Origin of the sequence: Curtobacterium sp. VKM Ac-1376, from assembly GCF_015351025.1 — a bacterium.
In the GTDB taxonomy this organism is placed as follows: Bacteria; Actinomycetota; Actinomycetes; order Actinomycetales; family Microbacteriaceae; genus Curtobacterium.
The window spans coordinates 145944-164349 of the sequence record NZ_JADKRV010000001.1 but is presented as its reverse complement, the minus strand read 5'-3'; the positions used below and the strand labels follow the sequence as shown (position 1 = coordinate 164349).

Sequence of the window (18406 nt, the reverse complement as noted above, 5' to 3'; positions counted from 1 at the left end):
CGAAGGACGGACATTCCGGGGACGGCACACGGGGCCGGACGTACTCTGGAATCGGAAGCAACGGCGGTTCCGAATCCCCTCCGCCACGCTGCCTGTCGTGGCATTTCACCACCGCGACGAAGAGTCCCCCATCGTGACCGAACACCTCATCGAGTACGTCGCCCGTGACCGCACGGGCATCACAGCCGTCGTGACGACCACCAGCGTCGTCGACGTCGACACCGTCATCGAGCACATCCGCGCCGGGCACGCCGGCTACTACGTCGCCGCGGACTCGTGGAAACGGACGCCCGTCCGGAGCATGTCCTTCATCGGCGGGGCGTACCTGTTCGCGAACTGGGACGGCTCGAAGCGCAACATGCTGCACGACCTTGCGTACCGGCCGCCCACTCGCTCGATCGAGACGACCCACGAGCCGGAGTCGTGGTTCTCGCGGTTCCTCGACGCGCTGTTCGGCAAGCGGACGCCGCAGCACTGAGCCCCGGCAGCCTGCCCGTGGGAGCATGGCCCGGCCAGCAGAAGGGGGAGAACATGCTCGCACGAGAAGTGTCCGACGCGCGGTTCCGGCCGACCCGGTGGCGCGAGGGCTACGACCAGAACGAGGTCGACGCGTTCCTCGACCGGATCCGGGCGACGCTCGCCGGGTACGAGCATGGACACCCCGTCGATCCGCTCACACCGGACGACGTGGCGGCCGTGCGCTTCCAACCGACGAAGTTCCGCGAGGGCTACGCCCAGGACCAGGTGGACGACTTCCTCGACGAGGTCGTCGTCGCACTGCGGAAGCACGCGTCTCGCTGAACGCCCCGCAGACGCAGACGCAGAACGACACTCCCGTTGTCGTACGACGACGGGGGTGTCGTTCTGCGTCAGCCCGAGGGCGGCGAACCGTCTACTGCTCGCCGTCTTCTTCCGGGTTGAAGTGCGAGCCGTCGCCCGTGTGGCCGGCAGCCAGGCCGTCGGGGTTGTTGGGGATGGTGCTGTCGTCGCCGAGGCCGCCCGGCTTCTCGGTGCCCTCCGGGTCGTTCGCCGGGGTGCCGTGGGTGTTGTCGCTGTCGGTCATGATCTGCTCCAATGGAGTGGTCGATCCGGAGGCGGTGCCCCCGGTGGCGCTGAGGACTCGGACAGTACGTGCCGCCCCTCGGAACCAGCCGTCCAGCACAGGTGACATGAACCGGCACGCTCGGTAGATTGTTCAACAACCCGCGAGGACAGGGAGCACCCGTGACGACGATCGACCTGAACAGCGACCTCGGCGAGGGCTTCGGCGCCTGGGCCATGGGCGACGACGCCGCGATGCTCGACGTGGTCTCGAGCGCCAACATCGCCTGCGGCTTCCACGCCGGCGACCCGAGGATCATGCTCGCGACCGCCAGCGCCGCTGCCGAACGCGGCGTCGCGATCGGGGCCCACGTGGCCTACCGCGACCTCATCGGGTTCGGCCGCAGACCCGTACACGTGTCGCCCGACGAGCTGTACGCCGACGTCGTGCACCAGCTCGGTGCGATGGCCGCCACCGCCCGCGTGGCCGGGACCACCGTCACGTACGTCAAGCCGCACGGCGCCCTGTACAACACCGCCTGCGCCGACCCGGTGCAGGCGGAAGCGGTCGTCCGGGCAGTCGCTGACGTCGACCCGACGCTCGCGGTGCTCGCGCTGCCCGGGTCGGAACTGCTGCAGGCCGCCGACCGGCACGGCCTCCGCCCCGTCGCGGAATCGTTCGCCGACCGCGCCTACGAGCCCGACGGCTCCCTGGTGCCACGCAGCAAGCCCGGGTCGGTCCTGCACGATCCCGACGAGGTCGCGGCCCGCGTGCTCCGCATGGCCACCGACGGCGTCGCGACCGCGGTCGACGGCTCCGACATCGCGGTGCGCGCCGACTCGGTCTGCGTCCACGGCGACTCCCCCGACGCCGTCGCGATGGCGCGCGCGATCCGCGCCCTCCTGACCGAACATGGTGTCGCGATCGCGCCGTTCGCGCCGCTCGCGTCGTGACCGGTCCCGACGTCCGCCCGGCGGGCGGCAGAGCGCTCCTCGCCACGTTCGGCTCGCTCGCCGACGTCGTCGCCTTCCGCGCCGGGCTCGCGGACGCCGCACTGCCCGGCCTGACCGAGGTCGTCTCCGGCGCCCGGACCCTGCTGCTCCGCTACGACCGGGAGGTGACCGACTCGTCCCGGTTGCAGGCTGGGCTCGAACGGGTGCAGGCGGTGTCCAGCACCGCCGACACGAGCGACTCCGACCCGCTCGTCATCGCCGTCACCTACGACGGCGAGGACCTCGACACCGTCACCGGCCTGACCGGCATGACCTGCGACGAGCTGGTGGCCTGGCACACCGGGCAGCTCTGGACGAGCGCGTTCTGCGGCTTCGCCCCCGGCTTCAGCTACCTCACCGGCACCGAGCGCTCCCTCGACCTGCCCCGCCGCAGCACCGCCCGCACGGCCGTCCCGAGCGGCGCGGTCGCCCTGGCGGGCGAGTTCAGTGCCGTCTACCCGCGAACGTCTCCGGGCGGGTGGCAGCTCATCGGCCGGACCGAGGTGCCCATGTGGTCGCTCGAACGCACTCCCCCGGCGCTGGCACCGGCCGGCACCCTCGTGCGCTTCGTCGAGGCGGGTGCGGCGTGACCGCCCTGACCGTGCTGCAGGTCGGCTACGGCGCGACGACGCAGGACCTCGGGCGTCCGGGCTTCAGCGACATGGGCCTCGGCGCGGCGGGCGCCGCCGACCGCGGGTCCGCGGCGCTCGCGAACCGGCTGGTCGGCAACCGTCCCGATGCGGCCGTCCTGGAGGCCCTGCTCGGCTCCGTCACGCTCCGCGCGGACGCGTACGTGGTCGCGGCGACCGCGGGCGCGGCCTGCCCGGTCGAGATCGAGCGGGCGGACGGCCGGGTCCGCGGCGCAGCGTCGCACGAGGTCCTGCTCCTGGCCCCGGGAGACACCCTCCGCATCGGCACGGCGACCGTGGGGCTCCGCGCCTACGTCGCCGTGCTCGGCGGGTTCGCGGTGGAACCCGTGCTCGGCAGTCGCTCGTGGGACTCCCTCGCACGCCTCGGCCCGCCGCCGCTGTCGGCCGGTGACATCCTGCCCGTCGGGGATGCCCGGGTCTCGTGGCCGATCGTCGACGCGGTCCCCCAACCCGCGCCCCGGTGGCCGGACGAACCCGTGGTGCTCGACGTCGTGCCCGGCCCCCGCGACGACTGGTTCACTCCGGAGTGGCGTCCCACCCTGGCGGGCCAGGACTTCCGGGTCAGCGCGGACAGCGACCGTGTGGGGGTGCGCACCACCGCCCGGACGCCCCTCGCCCGTGCCGTCACGAAGGAACTGCCGAGCGAGGGCGTCGAGACCGGGTCACTGCAGGTCCCGCCGGAGGGCTTCCCGGTGCTGTTCCTCGCCGACCACCCGGTGACCGGCGGCTACCCGGTCGTCGCGGTCCTGACGCCGGAGTCCGTCGACCGCGCCGCGCAGCTCAGGCCGGGCGACCCGATCCGGTTCCGTGTCGTCGCTTGATCGGTCTCGGAACAACCCGGCACGGTCCAGGGTTGGCTTGGACACTGCCGACGAAAGGTGCACCCATGTCGATCACCGTCCTGCTCGAGGTCCAGTTCCAGAGCGACGCCCCCGCCGATGCCGTCGAGGCGGCGATCCGCGAGACGCTCGAACAGACCGCGTCGTTCCACGGCCTCGAGTCGCTCGAGGTCCTGGTGGACGACGACGACCCGACGCGGATGGTCGTGGTGGAGTCGTGGACGACCGCTGCTGACCACGACACCTACGTGGCGTGGCGCGCGACCCCGGAGGGCGCGGCAGCCATCGGCCCGCTCCTGGCAGCCTCGCCGATCACCCGCACCTTTGCGCGGACCGTCCCGCTCGACTGAGCCCACGCCGATCGAGCGGCACGACGACGGCGCGATCGCTCAGAGCGCGTCGTCGTCCGTGTCGAGCGGCACCGGTCGGTCGTCGTCCGGGAGCACTTCGTCGTCCCCGTCGTCGACCACCGGCAGGTCATCGGGGTCGAGCACGGTCGGCTCCGGTTCGTAGTCGGTCTCCTGCGCCTCGCGGAAGTCGTCGAGGCTCTCGTCGTCCTTCGGATCGCTCATGGCCCGACCGTACCTCCGGATCCTCGACGTGTCCGCAACAGGTGCGACGAACCGAGCAGGGTCAGCGGGCGGCGTGCTCCCGGGCCTCCATGGCATCCCAGGCGAAGCTGGCGAGCCAGTGCGTGGAGTAGTACTCCTCGCCGACGCTCGCCGCGAGCCCCGAGGAGAGCAGGCGGTCCGAGGCATCGTCCAGCAGGTCCGCGAGCACGGTGTCGTCCGGGCCTTCGGCACGCAGCGCGTCCGCGATGCGTCGAGCCGACCCCGCGCGTGACAGGTCGAGTCCGAACAGGTGCACCTGCTGCGGGTCGTTCTCGTCCCGCACGACCGTCGACGTCAGGATCGCGTCGCCCGCCCGGACCTCGGCGAAGAAGGCCCGGGCCCACACGGCGAACTCCGGAGCCGACAGCACGGCTCGCATCAGGTCGGCCTCGGCCAGGCCCGCGGACAGGAAGTCGTGCCCGCTGCGCTCCCACACGAACGGCCACCCCGCGTCGTCGCCGAACCAGTCCCTCGCCGCGCCCTCGATCGTCGCCGCGAGTTCCGCGCGTCCGAGCGAGCGTGCGGCCTCGAGCACGAGCAGCAGCCCGAACGCCGAGTTCGAGTGCACGCCGTGCCGCACCGGGTGCGCGGCACCCGCGACCCACCGCGTGACGAGGTCGTCCAGTACGTCGATGACGGGTGCGAACCCGGGCGCCAGTGCACGGACGGCCGGGGACTCGGACGCCGAGACCTCGGCGGCGAGCTTCGCGAGCCAGGCCCAACCGTAGGGGCGCTCGTAGTGCGGGGTGTCGCGCAGGTACGCCGCCTCGGTCGCCAGGTGATCCGTCGTGAGGTGCGCCTGCAGGATCGAGGTGAGCCGCGCCTCCAGGTCGGTGGGCAGACCGTGCGCGACCAGTCGGGCCGCCAACCAGTGCATGTGCACCGACGAGTGCCAGTCGTACGACGTGGCGAAGGCGGGGTGGAGCTCGACGGGCAGGGCCCGGTCGTCCGGCCCGGAGGTCGCGTGGTGCGCTGCGTAGGGGTACTCGCGGGTGGTGTTGTCCGCCGCGACGGCCGCGAAGCGGTCGGCCCAGGCAGCCCGGGTCAGGTCGAGCGGGGCAGCGTCAGAATGCGACAAGGTACATGACTCCCATGTTGACGACGAGCAGGATGGCGGCGGTCGGGATCTGCGCCTTGATGGGGCCGTACTTGTCCCGCATCTCGAGCAGGGCGGCCGGCACCAGGTTGAAGTTCGCGGCCATCGGCGTGACGAGCGTGCCGCAGAAGCCGGCGAGCATGCCGATGGCGAAGATCGCGGCCGGGTTGCCGTCGAAGCCCTGCACCAGGACGGGCCAGCCGATCGCAGCGGTCATGATCGGGAAGGCGGCGAAGGCGTTGCCCATGATGATCGTGAACAGCGCCATGCCGAGGCAGTAGATCACCACTGCGGCGAGCAGTGAGCCGTCGGGCAGGACCGACTTGATGATCGTGCCGACCGCGTCGCCGACACCGGCCTGGGTGAAGACGATGCCGAGCGTCGAGAGCATCTGCGGCAGCAGCGCCGCCCAGCCGATCGCCTGCAGGAGCCGGCCGCCCTCGCGGATCGGCGTCGCGACCTTCGGCGGGCGCAGGACGAACACGGCGACGACCACGGCGAGCACGGAACCGATGCCGAGGCCGGTCAGGGTCGCACTGCCCTCGGCGAGCAGGGGTTCGCCGCCGATCGAGACGAGCGGGCCGAGCGTGGCGACGAGCACGGCGACGACCGGCACCACCAGCGCGGGGATGAAGAGCCGGTTGCCGAACTTCGTGGCGAACGCGGCGCGCTCGTCGGGGCTCGTCGTGGCGAGCACGCTCGTGCTGCCACTGCCGGCGTTCGTGATCTTCTGCGTCACGCCGGTCGGCTCCGCGGGGCCGGTCTCGGCGCCGGTGCCGGCGCCCGGGATGCTCGCGACGCGGGTCCGACTCGTGGTCCCGGTGAACCCGAGTCCGGCGAGCGCGACCATCACGAGGACGGCGATGCCGAGGCTCCAGGCCGGAACGGTCCCCGCGGCGACGAAGGTGCCGGCGAAGAAGGACAGCCCGAGGATGCCCCAGAACGCCGCGTTGCCGAGGCGCTTCGCGTGTGCCGTGTCGGTGACGATCAGGACGGCCACGGCGATGAAGAACGCGCCGATGAGCCAGTAGAGCCATTCGCTGGTGATCACGCCGCTGCCCCCAGGGTCGGGGCGTCGGCACGGGCGTCCGCCGCCATCTTGTCGAGTCTGCGATCGAACAGCAGCAGCCGTCCGCCGTGCACGATCAGTGCCGCGATGCCGGTGGGGATCGCCCACAGTGCCAGGTCGATCGGTTCGAGCGAGAGCCCGTACGTCGCGTCGACGAACGTGGTGATGAGCAGGATCGAACCGACGGCGACGAACACGTCCTCGCCGAAGAACACCCCGACCGTGTCGGACGACGCCGAGTACCCCTTGATCTTCTCGCGCATCCGCTCGTCGATCCGCCCGTACTTCTTGATCGCCGCGCCCTCGGCCATCGGGTAGACCAACGGACGCACCGTCTGCGCCGGGCCGCCGATGCTGGTCAGCCCGACCGCCGCCGTGACCTGCCGGATGATCAGGTACCCGCCGAGCAGACGACCCGTCGTCAGCTTGTCGAGCTTCGCGATGAGGCGCTTGGCCTGGTCCTGCAGGCCGTAGCGCTCGATCAGACCGATGACCGGCAGGACGAGCGCGAAGGTCGTGACGGATCGGCTGGACGCGAACCCGTTGCCGAACGCGTCGAGGATGCCGACGGGACCGATCCCGCCGATGGCCGCGGTGACGATCCCCGCGACGGTGACGACGAGCAACGCGTTGATGCGCAGCGCGAAGCCGACGATGACGACGGCGACGCCGATGAGGACGAACATGCGGGACAGTCTGGACTGCATTGTTCAACAATCGCAAGGGGGTGTTCTGCTCTGTAACACGGCCTTCACAATCGGCTCCCGTGCCAGGATCGATGGCATGACCCGAACCGTCGGTGGTGCTGACTCCACGGCCGAACGGCTGCGCACCATGATCGCGTCGGGTGACTTCTCCCCCGGAGCCCAGCTGTCCGAGGAACGGTTGAGCGACCAGCTCGGGGTGTCGCGCAACACGCTGCGCGAGGCCTTCCGGTTGCTCGCACGCGACCGGCTCGTCGAGCACGTCTTCAACCGCGGGGTGTTCGTCCGACGGCTCTCCGCAGCCGACGTCGCCGATCTCTACGCGGCTCGGCGGGTGCTCGAGGAGGCAGCGGTGCGGGCATGCACCCCGGGGTCAGCGGCCCTCGCCGCCGCCGCCGCCGCGGTCGCTGGCGCCCGAGCCGCTGCGGCGGCGGGCGACTGGGGTGCCGTCGGCACGGCCGACATCCGCTTCCACGCCGAGCTCGTTCGCGCAGTGCCGAGCGAGCGGATCCACGTGCTGATGGACGGACTGCTCGCCGAGATGCGCCTCGCGTTCCTGACGGCCGACGATCCGGCGTCGTTCCACGCGGGGTTCGTCGAGCGGAACGACGCGATCGTGTCCGCGTTGCGCGACGGCGACCCCGACGCCGCATCGGCGCTGCTCGCGGACTACCTCGACGACGCCGAGCACACGCTGCGGCTCGCAGCCGGCGCCACCGACTGACGGGAGGCTCGGCGCCCGTCCGCCACGCCACGTCGTCGCCGACCCGCTCACGGCCCCCACTTGCAACCGCTCGCCCGACGGGCTTACGCTCGCCGCCAGAGGGAAAAACCCCGCGCCACGGCTGCGGGTGCGGACACGCGGTCTCGGACGAGTCGCCACTTCTTCATCGAAGGAGTGCGCCCGTGTCCACTGAACCCTCCCCGCAGCGGGTCTCCCCACCGCTCTCGCCGATCAGCCTCCGGCAGGCGTGGCCGGCACTCGCCGGCCTGTCGGCCGTGTTCCTGTTCGAGATGCTCGACAACTCGCTGCTCAACGTCGCGCTGCCGACGATCGGCCGCGACCTCCGTGCCTCGACGACGGGCCTGCAGTGGGTCACCGGTGCCTACTCGACGGCGTTCGGCGGACTGATGCTGCTGTTCGGCGCGGTCGCCGACCGGTTCGGCCGCCGTCGCGTCATGCTCGTCGGACTCGTCCTGCTCGCCGTGGCGAGCCTGTCGACCGGGCTCGTCTCCACGACCGAGCAGTTGATCGCCGTGCGGACCGCGATGGGGATCGCCGCCGCCATGACCACGCCGGGGACGATGGCCCTGGCCTTCCGGATGTTCGACACCGACGACCTGCGAGTCCGTGCGCTCACCGTCATCTCCACCGCCGGACTCGTCGGACTCGCGATCGGCCCGACCGTCGGCGGACTCGCGCTGGCCGTCGCGCCCTGGCAAGCGCTGCTGCTCGCGAACGCACCGATCGCTCTGATCGCGTTCGTCGGCATCCGCTCGGGCGTCGGGGCCGACGCCCGTCACGAGCTCCACCGCGAACCGATCGACGTCGCCGGGGCGGTGCTCGGAACCGCGGTCGTCAGCGGGGCGCTCGTGACACCGACCCTCGCCGTCGAGCTGGGCGCGGCATCCGGGGCGACCTGGGCCACGGCGGCAGCGACCGTGGCGGCAGCGGTCGCGTTCGTCCTGCGCGAGCGGACCGCCCGGTTCCCACTGCTCGACCTGGCCCTGATCGCCCGCCCCCTGGTCGCGAGCGGTCTCGCCTTCAAGGCCGCCTCTGGTCTCGCCGTTGCCGGCCTCTCCTATCTGTCCACCCTGCTGCTGCAGTTCGGCTGGGGCTGGCCGCCGGCGCTCGCAGCCGTCGGGATGCTGCCCCAGGTGGCGGTCCTGATCGCGAGCGGTCGACTCGTCGGCCCGTTCGTGCACAGGATCGGCCTCAGCCGTGCAGCAGCGGTCAGCGCCTCCGCCGTCGTCGGTGGGCTCGCGGTCTTCACCGCCTTCGGACGGTTCGGCTACGGCGGGGTCGCGCTCGCACTCGTCCTGGTCGCCGCGGGCATGCGCGTGATCGGTGTGGTCGCCGGCAACGACGTGCTCCGCGGCCTCCCCGAGGACCGGACGTCGATCGGCGCGGCCCTGGTCGACACGTCGAGTGAGCTCGCGACGGGCATCGGCATCGCGGCGACCGGCTCGATCCTGGCGGCACTGCTGACCGGCAGCATCGCGACGACGCCGTGGACGGGCACCCGGCTGGCGCAGTTCGAGTCCGGTGTCACCGTCGCTGGCGGCGCATTGACCGCAGTTTCGGCAGCGCTGGTGGTGTTCGCCATCATCCGGTCACGACGCGTCGTCGAGCAGGTCGGCTGACGGCCAGGAGGCCCGGTGCCGCTCCGCCTCAGCCGCCGAGCAGCGCCGTGACCGCGTCCACCACGACCTGGCGCCGCCGCGGCGGCGTCACGGCGTGCACGAGCGGCTCGTACTCCGCATCGGTCGCGGTCCAGAACGCGGCGGTGTGCAGCACGAGCCCGAGCAGCACGGCCGGTCGGAACGCCCGCGGCAGGACCCCGGCGCGTTGGGCGTGCTCGACCTCGGCGACGGCATCGGCGAAGCTCGTCGCGACGGACTCGAGCGGGACGTCGGCGCGCTCGAGCCGGTGCCAGGTCGCGAGCCGCTGCGCCCACGGGCGCCGCACGAACGAGTCGTGCAGCCGTCCGGCCCAGGCGGGCAGGTCGTCGGTGGCGAGCGGCACCTCGGCGAACGTCTCGGTCACCGAGTCGGCGACGAGCGCGTCGAACAGCCCCTCCTTGCTGCCGAAGTAGTGGAAGACCTGCGCCTTGTTGCTCGACGCAGCCACCCCGATCCGTTCGACCTTGCCGGCGGCGAGCCCGACCGCGGCGAACTCGTCCCGCGCGGCGAGCAGCAGTCGTGCGCGCATCGCGTCGGCGGCCGGGGGCGTGAAGCGTGCCATGGGGACAACCGTATCGACCGGGTGGTAACTCGTGGGACATCTGGAAGTTCTTCAACAACCCAACGGTCTCGAGGCACTCGTCTACTCGTCGCCTGAGCTCGCCGACGGTGAACGCAGTGAGCCTGAGCGTCTCGCGGACGGAACGTCCGTGGCACCGTGGACCCGAAGAGCAAGGCCGCCCCGGCCGCCTTCCTGATCTGCGTTGCAGCGATCGCCGCAAGGCCCGGCTCTGCCGGCTCCGTTCTCGACGTCGCTGTTGTGGCGCAGTTCTGGCAGATGCTCGCAACGTCCGCTCGCGCTCGGGTGGTTCCGGCAACTCCGCGCGGAACCTCGCTGATGCTTGTCCGGGCCGACGAGAAGGCAAGCAGGCGCCCCCGGCCCCAACGTAGAATCCCGTGTGATCTCCGAGCACCCCGAACCCAGCAGCATCCTCCCCGAGGACCTCGACGCCACGCTCCGGGTACTCGAGCAGATGAGCGAGATCGATGAGACGCACCCCGACTTCGTGCGTGTGCGCCAGGCGACGGCGAAGATGTTCAAGGCCGTCAAGCGGGCGCACCGGCTCGAGAAGCGAGCGGTCATCGCCGAGGCCGATCGCCGTGTGATCGCCGCCACTGCCACCGGGGCAGCCGACCGGATCGACGACGAGACCCGAGGCGTCCCGATCAGCACCTCGACGGCAGCTTCCACCGCCGGCACCCTGCTGAAGTCGCGCCCCTGTTACATGTGCAAGCAGCCGTACACGGTCGTCGACGCGTTCTACCACCAGCTGTGCCCCTCGTGTGCGGCGATGAGCCACGCCAAGCGCGATGCCCGGGCCGACCTGACCGGCAAGCGGGCACTGCTGACCGGTGGTCGCGCGAAGATCGGCATGTACATCGCGCTCCGGCTCCTGCGCGACGGCGCACACACCACCATCACCACCCGGTTCCCGCGCGACGCGGTGCGTCGGTTCGCGAGCCTGCCCGACTCCGCCGACTGGATGTCGCGCCTGAAGATCGTCGGCATCGACCTCCGCGACCCCGCCCAGGTCATCGGTCTCGCCGAGGACGTCGCCACGTCCGGCCCCCTCGACATCCTGATCAACAACGCCACGCAGACCGTGCGTCGATCGGCCGGCGCCTACCAACCGCTGGTCGACGCCGAACTCGCGCCGCTGCCGGACGGGCCACTGCCCGAGCTGGTGACGTTCGGGCACACGAACGACCAGCACCCGCATGCGCTCGCCCGCTCCGTCACGGCGCACCCCATCCTCGCGGCCGCCGCTGCTCGGGCTGAGGAGCTGACCGAGCAGGCGATGGCCCCGGGGTCCAGTTCGCTCGAACGCCTCGCCACCGGAACCGCGATCGACGCCGGTGGGCTCGTCCCCGACCTGCACGACGTGAACTCCTGGACGCAAGCGGTCGACGAGGTCGATCCCCTCGAGATGCTCGAGGTCCAGCTGGCCAACACCACGGCGCCGTTCATCCTGATCTCGAAGCTCCGATCCGCGATGGCGTCGAGCGAGGCGCACCGCACCTACGTGGTGAACGTCAGCGCGATGGAGGGCGTGTTCGGCCGCGCCTACAAGGGACCCGGCCACCCGCACACCAACATGGCGAAGGCCGCCGTGAACATGCTCACGCGAACGAGTGCGCAGGAGATGTTCGAGACCGACCGGATCTTGATGACGAGCGTCGACACGGGGTGGATCACCGACGAGCGGCCGCACCCGACGAAGGTCCGGCTGGCGGAGGAGGGCTTCCACGCCCCCCTGGACCTCGTTGACGGGGCTGCGCGCGTCTACGACCCCATCGTGCGAGGAGAAGCGGGCGAGGACCTGTTCGGTGTCTTCCTGAAGGACTACAAGCCCAGTTCCTGGTGACGCTCAGCGCGCCGACTCGGTGCTGCGCTCGCCTGTGCCGCGCTCCTCGTCGGTGGGGCCGCCTGGAGCGTGGTGGCCGCGGGACGCGCGACCAGGTGACGGATCGGAGGCGCGGGGCGGGGCCGCGCCGGGCCTCCAGTCCGTCAGGTGGTCACGTGACGATCCGCACCTGCTTCGGCACGTCCGTGACGGCGAAGGCCGTGGACGTGCCGAGCACGTCGACTCGGTAGTCCCCGCGGAAACCGCGCACCTGCACCTGGCCCCGGTCGTCGGTGCGCAGCGCCGTCGGACCGAGCCACCACTCCTCCTTGACCAGGCTGCGGAGTGCGTCGTGGGACGGCTTCGGCGTACCGTCAGCAGGAGCGTGTTGCTCTCGGACTGCTCACCGCTGTCGAACGCGAGGACGAACTCGGCGCCGTCCGGACCGAGTCCCTGCAACGAGTGCGGAAGCCCGGCAGGGAAGTACCAGAGATCACCCTCGAAGACGTCCTCCACGCTCGGCAGGCCTTCGCGGCTCAGGGTCGTGACACGGCAGCCGCCGCGTGTCATCAGCGCCCACTCGGCGGTCTGGTGCCAGTGCAGCTCCCGGATGCCTCCGGCCTCGAGGTACATGTTCACGCCCGCGATCTCGTCGGAGACCGCGAAGTCGGACTGGGTCAGCTCGCGCGCCAGCCCCCGCGTTGGACCCGCCGCGGCGAGATGTTGAAGGAGGACCAGAAGAAGGCCTGGGTGCTGATGTCGGTCGCCGGCGCGTCGAGTTGGCTCGGGAACTGCGCCGCGAGCGCCGGGTTCTGCGGCCCTGTCATCGTGTCGGCCGTGCGGTCGTCCGCGATGTTGAGGATGCCTTCCTGCGGCAGATCGGGGTTCCCGACGGTGGGCGTCTCGTGATGCGGTGCAGTGGATTGGTCCGTCATCGTCTGCTCCTTGGTGCTGGTCTGGCCGTCGACACCATCGGAACAGGTGCGGGGGCCGGGCCCAAGCGTCATTCGACTCGGTCAGCCCGCTCCGGCAAGGCGGCCTGCACGTCCGATTGCGTCCGGAACGGCGATCGGACCAGGACGGGGCGCGCACCGAGTCGGTGCACGCCTCGGCCTGGTCCTGGCTGCCTACTGCTTGAGGAAGGCGAGGATGTCCGGGTTGATGACGTCGGCGTGGACCGTCAGCATCCCGTGCGGGTACCCCTCGTAGATCTTGAGGGTGGCGTCGCTCAGGAGTTCGGCCTGCTTGATCGAAGCGGCCTTGTAGGGAACCACCTGGTCGTCATCGCCCTGCGTGACGAGGACCGGGACCGAGATGGCCCTGAGGTCATCGGTCTGGTCGGTCTCGGAGAACGCCTTGATCCCCTCGTAGTGGGCCTGGGCGCTTCCCATCATCCCCTGGCGCCACCAGTTCGCGATCACCGGTTCGGACACGTCCGCACCGGGCCGGTTGAAGCCGTAGAACGGTCCGGAGGCGACTGCCTGGTAGAACTCGGCCCGGTTCGCCGCAAGGGCGCTCCGGAACCCGTCGAGCACCGCGATGGGCGTGCCCTCCGGGTTGTCGTCGCTCTGCAGCATGATCGGGGGCACGGAGGACACCAGGACGGCCTTCGCGACCCGACCCTGCGGCTCGCCGTACTGGGCCACGTACCGGGCGACCTGGCCGCCACCAGTCGAGTGACCGATGTGGATCGCGTTCTGCAGGTCCAGGTGCTGGACCAGCGCGTCCGTGTCGCTCGCGTAGTGGTCCATGTCGTGACCGGTCGAGATCTGCGACGAGCGGCCGTGTCCGCGCCGGTCGTGCGCGATCACCCGGTAACCGTTGGCGAGGAAGAACAGCATCTGCGCGTCCCAGTCGTCCGCGGACAGCGGCCATCCGTGATGGAAGACGATCGGCTGCGCGTCACGCTGCCCCCAGTCCTTGTAGAAGATCTCCGCACCATCGCTCGTAGTGACGAACGCCATCTTGAACCTCCATGAGTCGTTGCTCCACCTGTTTCGCGGACCGGCCGCTGCCTTCCGTCCGGCGGAAGGTCGAAGCAACCTCACCGTAATTTCGTGGGCCGTCCGACCGCTTGCGTCATTCATCTCGATCAGAGTCGGGAGGATCAGGTGCGCGGTTGACCGTTCCGCAGGGCACGCGAGAGTTCGATGAGCCGCAGCGTCGGGGCATCGAGCCGGTCGCCGAGCACGTGGAAGTCGCGCGATCGGCCGGTCGGCCGGAAGCCGCGGCGGGCGTAGAAGCGCCCTGCGGGTACGGCCTGGTCGTACACCTCGAGGCGGAGAGCGTCACCGTGCCCTGCGGCCCAGGTGAGGACGTGGTCGAGCAGCGCATCCGCCACCCCGTGGTCATGGCCTCGGAACTCCGGCGTGACGTAGACACCGGTGAGCACCGGGTCCGCGCCGTGGGCATCGCCGACCTGGCCGCTCATCATCCCGATCCAGCGGCCGGTGCCGTCGTCGATCGCCACGACGCTCGTCGTGTCCGCCGCTTCGCCGCGCACGGCGCGGAGCCGCCAGTCATCCTCGGTCATCCGGCGGGTGTACTCGAGGGTGGCGCCGTAGGAAACGGGGTTGTCGGTCGCGTTCTCGATGCGGAGTGCGCGCACGCGTTCCCAGTCGCGCTCGGTCGTGGTCCTGAACGAGAAGTTCCCCGGCATGGCCGCAGCGTATCCGGGCGGCGGGCGACGGGCGACGTGCAGCGTGCCGCGCGACCCGGCCTGCAGCCTGCTGAGGGCGATGCTGCCGCCCGCGGCAGCGCCCCATCCGAGCAGGCCATGTCGGCTCAGTCCACGGACGGGAGGCGCGGACCCTGCGGGCGCAGAGCGTTGCCTTGGTGCTGCGTCACGTCGGTCCGCAGACATCGTCGTCGAGGTGGATCCGGAAGTGGCGTTGGGCGCGCACGCACGGGACGGTCTTCTGGGAGATGCCCGCCAGGGTCGCGACGTCGGGCCGGTCACCGCACAAGCCGTCGGCGCTGGTCCGGTGGTTGCCGCCCGCCTACCCGAGCGGTTCGACGCCGAACCTGGTGACCACCGCCCGCAGCTCGTCCAGGTACGTCTGCGCCTGCACGGTGAGGGGAACCGATGCGTGCGCGATCCAGCCGATCTCGATGCGTTCGTCGACGTCGAGGGGGATGGCGACGATCTCGGGGTCGAGGTCGTCGCTGATGAGCCCGGTCGAGATCGTGTAGCCACCCAGGCCGATCATGAGGTTGAAGATCGTCGCCCGGTCCGAGACGCGGATCTCCCGCTTGCTCGACATCGTCGACAGGATCTCCTCGGCCAGGTAGAAGGAGTTGTTCGCACCCTGGTCGAAGGTGAGCCGCGGGAGGTCGGCGAGGTCCTCGAGAGTCGCACGCTCCCGTGACGCGAGCGGGTTCCGCTTGGCCACGAAGATGTGCGGCTGCGCGACGAACAGCGGTGTGAACACGACGCCGGCGTCCCGCAGCAGCTTGCCGAGCACCTGCTTGTTGAAGTCGTTGCGGTAGAGGATGCCCACCTCGCTGCGCAGCGTGCGGACGTCCTCGATGATGTCCCAGGTGCGTGTCTCACGGAGTGAGAACTCGTACTCGTCCGCAGCCGCTGCTTCGACCATGCGCACGAAGGCCTCCACGGCGAACGAGTAGTGCTGGGCGGACACCCCGAGCAGCCGGCGCGACCGCTGTCCACCGACGTAGCGCTGCTCGAGCAGGGAGACCTGCTCGACGACCTGTCGGGCGTACCCGAGGAACTCGACGCCGTCGACGGTGAGCACGACGCCCCTGGCCGATCGGGTGAAGAGCGGGCGTCCGATCCGCGTCTCGAGGTCCTTCATCGCCGCGGACATCGTCGGCTGCGACACGTAGAGCAGGTCGGCCGCTGCGCTGATCGAGCCCTCCGTCGCGACCTCGATGAAGTACCGGAGCTGCTGCAGGGTGATGTCGTTCGAGACCCGGGCCATAGGCCGAGGCTATACCGGTGCATAGCGTCTCGGTATTACCTGATAGCCCCTGAATCCCGCGATGATCGAGTCACCCTTCCCACCGTGCCCACGGGCCGCTCGACGTACGGACTGCCGACCATGGCGAACGACCTCACCTTCAGCATCACCCGGACCCGGTTCGACGAGGACTACTCCCCCGCCGACAGCTCCCGGCTGACCACGAACTTCGCCAACCTGGCGCGCGGCGAGCACCGTCAGCAGAACCTCCGCGCTGCGCTGACGATGATCGACGTGCGCGCGAACGACCTCGCCGGGGCGCATGACCGCTACCGCCTGCAGCTCGACATCGTCTCGGCCGCACTGGCGTTCTCCGACGGTGGATCGGACGCGGAGTTCCCGCTGCTCGAGATGCTCGACGTCACGATCGTCGACCAGCGCACCGGCGAGCACCACCACGGCATCCTCGGCAACAACTTCTCGTCGTACCTGCGCGACTACGACTTCTCGGTGCTGCTGCCGTCATCGCCGGGCTTGCCGTCTGACTTCGGGGCGCTGCACGGGGCCCTCTTCCAGCGCTTCCTGGAGTCGTCCGCGTTCCGCTCGGACTTCAGTGCCGAGCCCGTCGTGTGCATCAGCGTCTCGACGAGCCAGACCTACCGCCGGAACGGGTACGTCCACCCGGTGCTCGGGGCCGAGTACGAGCACGAGCACTCCTCGCTCACCGACGACTACTTCGGCCGGATGGGCATGCGGGTCCGGTACTTCCAGCCCGCCGGATCGTCGGCCCCGCTCGCGTTTTACACGCGCGGCGACCTGACCGGCGACTACACGGACCTCCAGCTCATCGGCACGATCGCCACCATGGAGACGTTCCAGAAGATCTACCGCCCGGAGGTCTACGCCGCGAACACCGCGGCCGGCAGCACCTACCGCCCCACCCTCGACCACACCGACTTCACACCCACCCCGGTGACCTACGACCGCGAGGAGCGCAGCCGCCTCGGGATCACGCAGGGCCGGTGGACCGAGGAGCACCTGGTGCGGCCGCACCACGCACTCCTCGCCCGGTGGGCTGACCCCGCCCTCGCGCGCTGACTTCCTCTGCCCTTCGACTGACTGGACCGTCACACCCATGCGTTCTCTCCTCCCCACCTCGATCGTCGGCAGCCTGCCGAAACCCTCCTGGCTCGCCGAGCCCGAGCGGCTCTGGTCCCCCTGGCTGCTCGAGGGTGCCGCCCTGACCGAGGGCAAGCAGGACGCCCTCCGGTCCGCCGTGCACGAGCAGGAGCGCCGCGGCATCGACATCGTCAGCGACGGCGAGCAGACCCGCCAGCACTTCGTCACGACGTTCATCGAACACCTGGACGGCGTCGACCTGGAGCGCAAGGAGACCGTCCGGATCCGTGACCGGTACGACGCGGCCGTCCCGACCGTCGTCGGCGCTGTGAGCCGCCGGGCGCCCGTGTTCGTGGATGACGCTCGCTTCCTGCGCGCGCAGACCGACCGGCCGATCAAGTGGGCGCTCCCCGGCCCGATGACGATGATCGACACGCTCTCCGACCAGCACTACAAGAGCCGCGAGAAGCTGGCGTGGGAGTTCGCCACGATCCTCAACCAAGAGGCCCGGGAGCTCCAGGACGCCGGCGTCGACATCATCCAGTTCGACGAGCCCGCCTTCACCGTCTTCCACGACGAGGTGCAGGACTGGGGCGTGGCCGCGCTCGAGCGTGCAGCCGAGGGCCTGCGCGCCGAGACCGCCGTGCACATCTGTTACGGCTACGGCATCGAGGCGAACAACAACTGGAAGGCGACGCTCGGGCCGGAGTGGCGGCAGTACGAGCAGTCGTTCCCGCTCCTGCAGCAGTCCTCGATCGACATCGTCTCGCTCGAGTGCATCCACTCCCACGTCCCCCTCGAGCTCGTCGAGCTGATCCGCGGCAAGAAGGTCATGCTCGGGGCGATCGACGTCGCGACCGAGACCGTGGAGACCCCGCAGGAGGTCGCGGAGGTCCTTCGTCGGGCGCTCGAGTTCGTCGATGCCGACAAGCTCATCCCGAGCTCCAACTGCGGGATGGCTCCCCTGGCGCGAGGTGCGGCGCTGGACAAGCTCGGCGCGCTGTCCGCTGGTGCGGACATCGTGCGAGCCGAGCTCGTCGGCACGGCGGTCCCGTCAGCGCACTGACCACTGCGAAACACTACGGCGGCTCCCTTCCGAAAGGAGGAGAGCGCCGTTCGTGTTGCGTCCGCCGCGTGCGCGGCTCTCGATCCGGCCTGGAGGCGCGGCTGCGGTCCGGCTGGCAGGTCGCGCCGGTACTGGCGTCACCTTTCACCGCGCCCTCGAGTCTGGTCACGGACTGAGCGAGCCGTTTCGTTCACTCCGCCGTGGGGAAAGGAGCCAGTACGGAACGCAGGCCCACGCGGGCGCCGCAGCGAGGAGCCACCACGCCGCAGAGCTCAACGACGATGACGCCAAGCCAACGATGATCAACCAGCTGCTCGCGAGGACCGCGACGAATCCTGCGGTGACCGCACACGAGATGCGACCTCTGCGCCGATCTCGAGCAAAGGCGGAGCCAACCGCTGCCATGAGGAACGGCGCCTGTACCGCCGCGAGCAGGATCGCTGTCCCCAACGGCGTCTCGTACCCGCTCGGGCTCCCGTCCGGACCGAAC

Annotated in this window: 20 protein-coding genes and 3 pseudogenes; 12 read left to right on the top strand and 11 right to left on the bottom strand. The window is 70.4% G+C overall.

The features are described 5' to 3' along the window. Positions 1-97: 97 nt before the first annotated feature. The 3 genes and pseudogenes from ITJ56_RS00765 to ITJ56_RS18180 all read left to right on the top strand — a co-directional run. Positions 98-478, top strand: a complete 381-nt coding sequence (locus ITJ56_RS00765) for a hypothetical protein (RefSeq protein WP_194626487.1) — start codon at positions 98-100, stop codon at positions 476-478. 53 nt (positions 479-531) lie between these two features. After that, positions 532-627 (top strand): annotated as a pseudogene (locus tag ITJ56_RS18185) (DivIVA domain-containing protein); the annotation flags it as partial. Next, positions 625-786: pseudogene (locus tag ITJ56_RS18180) on the top strand (DivIVA domain-containing protein); the annotation flags it as partial. The pseudogenes ITJ56_RS18185 and ITJ56_RS18180, both read left to right, overlap by 3 nt. 106 nt (positions 787-892) lie before the next feature. Here ITJ56_RS18180 and ITJ56_RS00755 read toward each other — a convergent pair. Continuing rightward, positions 893-1063, bottom strand: coding sequence for a hypothetical protein (locus ITJ56_RS00755; protein WP_194626485.1), 171 nt, complete (start codon positions 1061-1063; stop codon positions 893-895). Between the two features lie 161 nt (positions 1064-1224). Here ITJ56_RS00755 and ITJ56_RS00750 point away from each other — a divergent pair, with 161 nt between their 5' ends. The 4 genes from ITJ56_RS00750 to ITJ56_RS00735 all read left to right on the top strand — a co-directional run bounded on the left by ITJ56_RS00750 (position 1225) and on the right by ITJ56_RS00735 (position 3873). Next, on the top strand, positions 1225-1995 hold the full coding sequence (locus ITJ56_RS00750; protein ID WP_194626483.1) for a LamB/YcsF family protein: 771 nt from the start codon (positions 1225-1227) through the stop codon (positions 1993-1995). Then, positions 1992-2624: a 5-oxoprolinase subunit B family protein gene (locus ITJ56_RS00745; protein ID WP_194626481.1), complete on the top strand. Its 633-nt coding sequence runs from the start codon at positions 1992-1994 to the stop codon at positions 2622-2624. Before ITJ56_RS00750 ends, ITJ56_RS00745 begins: the two co-directional genes overlap by 4 nt. Next, positions 2621-3505, top strand: coding sequence for a biotin-dependent carboxyltransferase family protein (locus tag ITJ56_RS00740; RefSeq protein ID WP_194626479.1), 885 nt, complete (start codon positions 2621-2623; stop codon positions 3503-3505). The genes ITJ56_RS00745 and ITJ56_RS00740 overlap by 4 nt, the downstream gene beginning before the upstream one ends. A 65-nt stretch (positions 3506-3570) precedes the next feature. Continuing rightward, positions 3571-3873 (top strand): putative quinol monooxygenase, encoded by a 303-nt coding sequence (locus tag ITJ56_RS00735; protein WP_194626477.1) that lies wholly within the window; start codon positions 3571-3573, stop codon positions 3871-3873. 39 nt (positions 3874-3912) lie between these two features. On the opposite strand, the gene ITJ56_RS00730 is transcribed toward ITJ56_RS00735, so the two are convergent. From ITJ56_RS00730 to ITJ56_RS00715, 4 genes are all read right to left on the bottom strand, one after another. Beyond that, positions 3913-4095, bottom strand: a complete 183-nt coding sequence (locus tag ITJ56_RS00730) for a hypothetical protein (RefSeq protein ID WP_194626475.1) — start codon at positions 4093-4095, stop codon at positions 3913-3915. A 61-nt stretch (positions 4096-4156) separates the two neighbouring features. Next, on the bottom strand, positions 4157-5212 hold the full coding sequence (locus ITJ56_RS00725; protein ID WP_194626473.1) for a DUF2891 family protein: 1056 nt from the start codon (positions 5210-5212) through the stop codon (positions 4157-4159). Next, positions 5199-6281 carry a DUF979 domain-containing protein gene (locus ITJ56_RS00720; protein ID WP_194626472.1) on the bottom strand — a complete coding sequence of 361 codons (1083 nt, stop codon included), beginning with the start codon at positions 6279-6281 and terminating at the stop codon, positions 5199-5201. The genes ITJ56_RS00725 and ITJ56_RS00720 overlap by 14 nt, the downstream gene beginning before the upstream one ends. Then, on the bottom strand, positions 6278-6985 hold the full coding sequence (locus ITJ56_RS00715; protein ID WP_194626471.1) for a DUF969 domain-containing protein: 708 nt from the start codon (positions 6983-6985) through the stop codon (positions 6278-6280). The genes ITJ56_RS00720 and ITJ56_RS00715 overlap by 4 nt, the downstream gene beginning before the upstream one ends. Positions 6986-7082: 97 nt before the next feature. Here ITJ56_RS00715 and ITJ56_RS00710 point away from each other — a divergent pair, with 97 nt between their 5' ends. Next, complete coding sequence (locus ITJ56_RS00710; protein ID WP_194626470.1) at positions 7083-7727, top strand: GntR family transcriptional regulator; 645 nt, start codon at positions 7083-7085, stop codon at positions 7725-7727. A gap of 182 nt (positions 7728-7909) precedes the next feature. Then, positions 7910-9367 (top strand): MFS transporter, encoded by a 1458-nt coding sequence (locus ITJ56_RS00705; protein WP_323749676.1) that lies wholly within the window; start codon positions 7910-7912, stop codon positions 9365-9367. Positions 9368-9395: 28 nt separating this feature from the next. Here the strand turns inward: ITJ56_RS00705 and ITJ56_RS00700 are convergent, their stop codons facing one another. Next, complete coding sequence (locus ITJ56_RS00700; protein ID WP_194626469.1) at positions 9396-9968, bottom strand: TetR family transcriptional regulator; 573 nt, start codon at positions 9966-9968, stop codon at positions 9396-9398. A 397-nt stretch (positions 9969-10365) separates the two neighbouring features. Between ITJ56_RS00700 and ITJ56_RS00695 the strand changes: the two genes are divergently transcribed. Next, on the top strand, positions 10366-11832 hold the full coding sequence (locus ITJ56_RS00695) for an SDR family NAD(P)-dependent oxidoreductase (protein WP_194626468.1): 1467 nt from the start codon (positions 10366-10368) through the stop codon (positions 11830-11832). A 429-nt stretch (positions 11833-12261) separates the two neighbouring features. Here ITJ56_RS00695 and ITJ56_RS19080 read toward each other — a convergent pair. The 5 genes and pseudogenes from ITJ56_RS19080 to ITJ56_RS00675 form a co-directional block, all read right to left on the bottom strand. Further along, positions 12262-12444, bottom strand: a pseudogene (locus ITJ56_RS19080) (cupin domain-containing protein); the annotation flags it as partial. A 44-nt stretch (positions 12445-12488) separates the two neighbouring features. Beyond that, a complete protein-coding gene (locus tag ITJ56_RS18175) occupies positions 12489-12746 on the bottom strand; it encodes a hypothetical protein (RefSeq protein ID WP_228516886.1) in 258 nt (85 codons plus the stop codon). Between the two features lie 192 nt (positions 12747-12938). Next, entirely contained in the window at positions 12939-13775 is an 837-nt protein-coding gene (locus ITJ56_RS00685; protein ID WP_194626467.1) for an alpha/beta fold hydrolase, read from the bottom strand. Between the two features lie 143 nt (positions 13776-13918). Continuing rightward, entirely contained in the window at positions 13919-14470 is a 552-nt protein-coding gene (locus ITJ56_RS00680) for a GNAT family N-acetyltransferase (RefSeq protein ID WP_194626465.1), read from the bottom strand. A 340-nt stretch (positions 14471-14810) separates the two neighbouring features. After that, positions 14811-15752, bottom strand: a complete 942-nt coding sequence (locus ITJ56_RS00675; RefSeq protein WP_194626463.1) for a LysR family transcriptional regulator — start codon at positions 15750-15752, stop codon at positions 14811-14813. Between the two features lie 120 nt (positions 15753-15872). Here ITJ56_RS00675 and ITJ56_RS00670 point away from each other — a divergent pair, with 120 nt between their 5' ends. Beyond that, positions 15873-16829: a putative oxygenase MesX gene (locus ITJ56_RS00670; RefSeq protein ID WP_194627410.1), complete on the top strand. Its 957-nt coding sequence runs from the start codon at positions 15873-15875 to the stop codon at positions 16827-16829. Between the two features lie 37 nt (positions 16830-16866). Further along, positions 16867-17916 (top strand): methionine synthase, encoded by a 1050-nt coding sequence (locus ITJ56_RS00665; RefSeq protein ID WP_194626461.1) that lies wholly within the window; start codon positions 16867-16869, stop codon positions 17914-17916. Positions 17917-18406: the final 490 nt, after the last annotated feature.

Bases quoted from the DNA above. Each gene is read 5' to 3' on its own strand.
- ITJ56_RS00680 (WP_194626465.1), bottom strand. From the start codon at position 14,470: ATGCCGGGGAACTTCTCGTTCAGGACCACGACCGAGCGCGACTGGGAA.
- ITJ56_RS00665 (WP_194626461.1), top strand. From the start codon at position 16,867: ATGCGTTCTCTCCTCCCCACCTCGATCGTCGGCAGCCTGCCGAAACCC.
- ITJ56_RS00710 (WP_194626470.1), top strand. From the start codon at position 7,083: ATGACCCGAACCGTCGGTGGTGCTGACTCCACGGCCGAACGGCTGCGC.
- ITJ56_RS00675 (WP_194626463.1), bottom strand. From the start codon at position 15,752: ATGGCCCGGGTCTCGAACGACATCACCCTGCAGCAGCTCCGGTACTTC.
- ITJ56_RS00700 (WP_194626469.1), bottom strand. From the start codon at position 9,968: ATGGCACGCTTCACGCCCCCGGCCGCCGACGCGATGCGCGCACGACTG.
- ITJ56_RS00685 (WP_194626467.1), bottom strand. From the start codon at position 13,775: ATGGCGTTCGTCACTACGAGCGATGGTGCGGAGATCTTCTACAAGGAC.
- ITJ56_RS00670 (WP_194627410.1), top strand. From the start codon at position 15,873: ATGGCGAACGACCTCACCTTCAGCATCACCCGGACCCGGTTCGACGAG.
- ITJ56_RS00715 (WP_194626471.1), bottom strand. From the start codon at position 6,985: ATGTTCGTCCTCATCGGCGTCGCCGTCGTCATCGTCGGCTTCGCGCTG.
- ITJ56_RS00755 (WP_194626485.1), bottom strand. From the start codon at position 1,063: ATGACCGACAGCGACAACACCCACGGCACCCCGGCGAACGACCCGGAG.
- ITJ56_RS18175 (WP_228516886.1), bottom strand. From the start codon at position 12,746: ATGACGGACCAATCCACTGCACCGCATCACGAGACGCCCACCGTCGGG.
- ITJ56_RS00735 (WP_194626477.1), top strand. From the start codon at position 3,571: ATGTCGATCACCGTCCTGCTCGAGGTCCAGTTCCAGAGCGACGCCCCC.
- ITJ56_RS00730 (WP_194626475.1), bottom strand. From the start codon at position 4,095: ATGAGCGATCCGAAGGACGACGAGAGCCTCGACGACTTCCGCGAGGCG.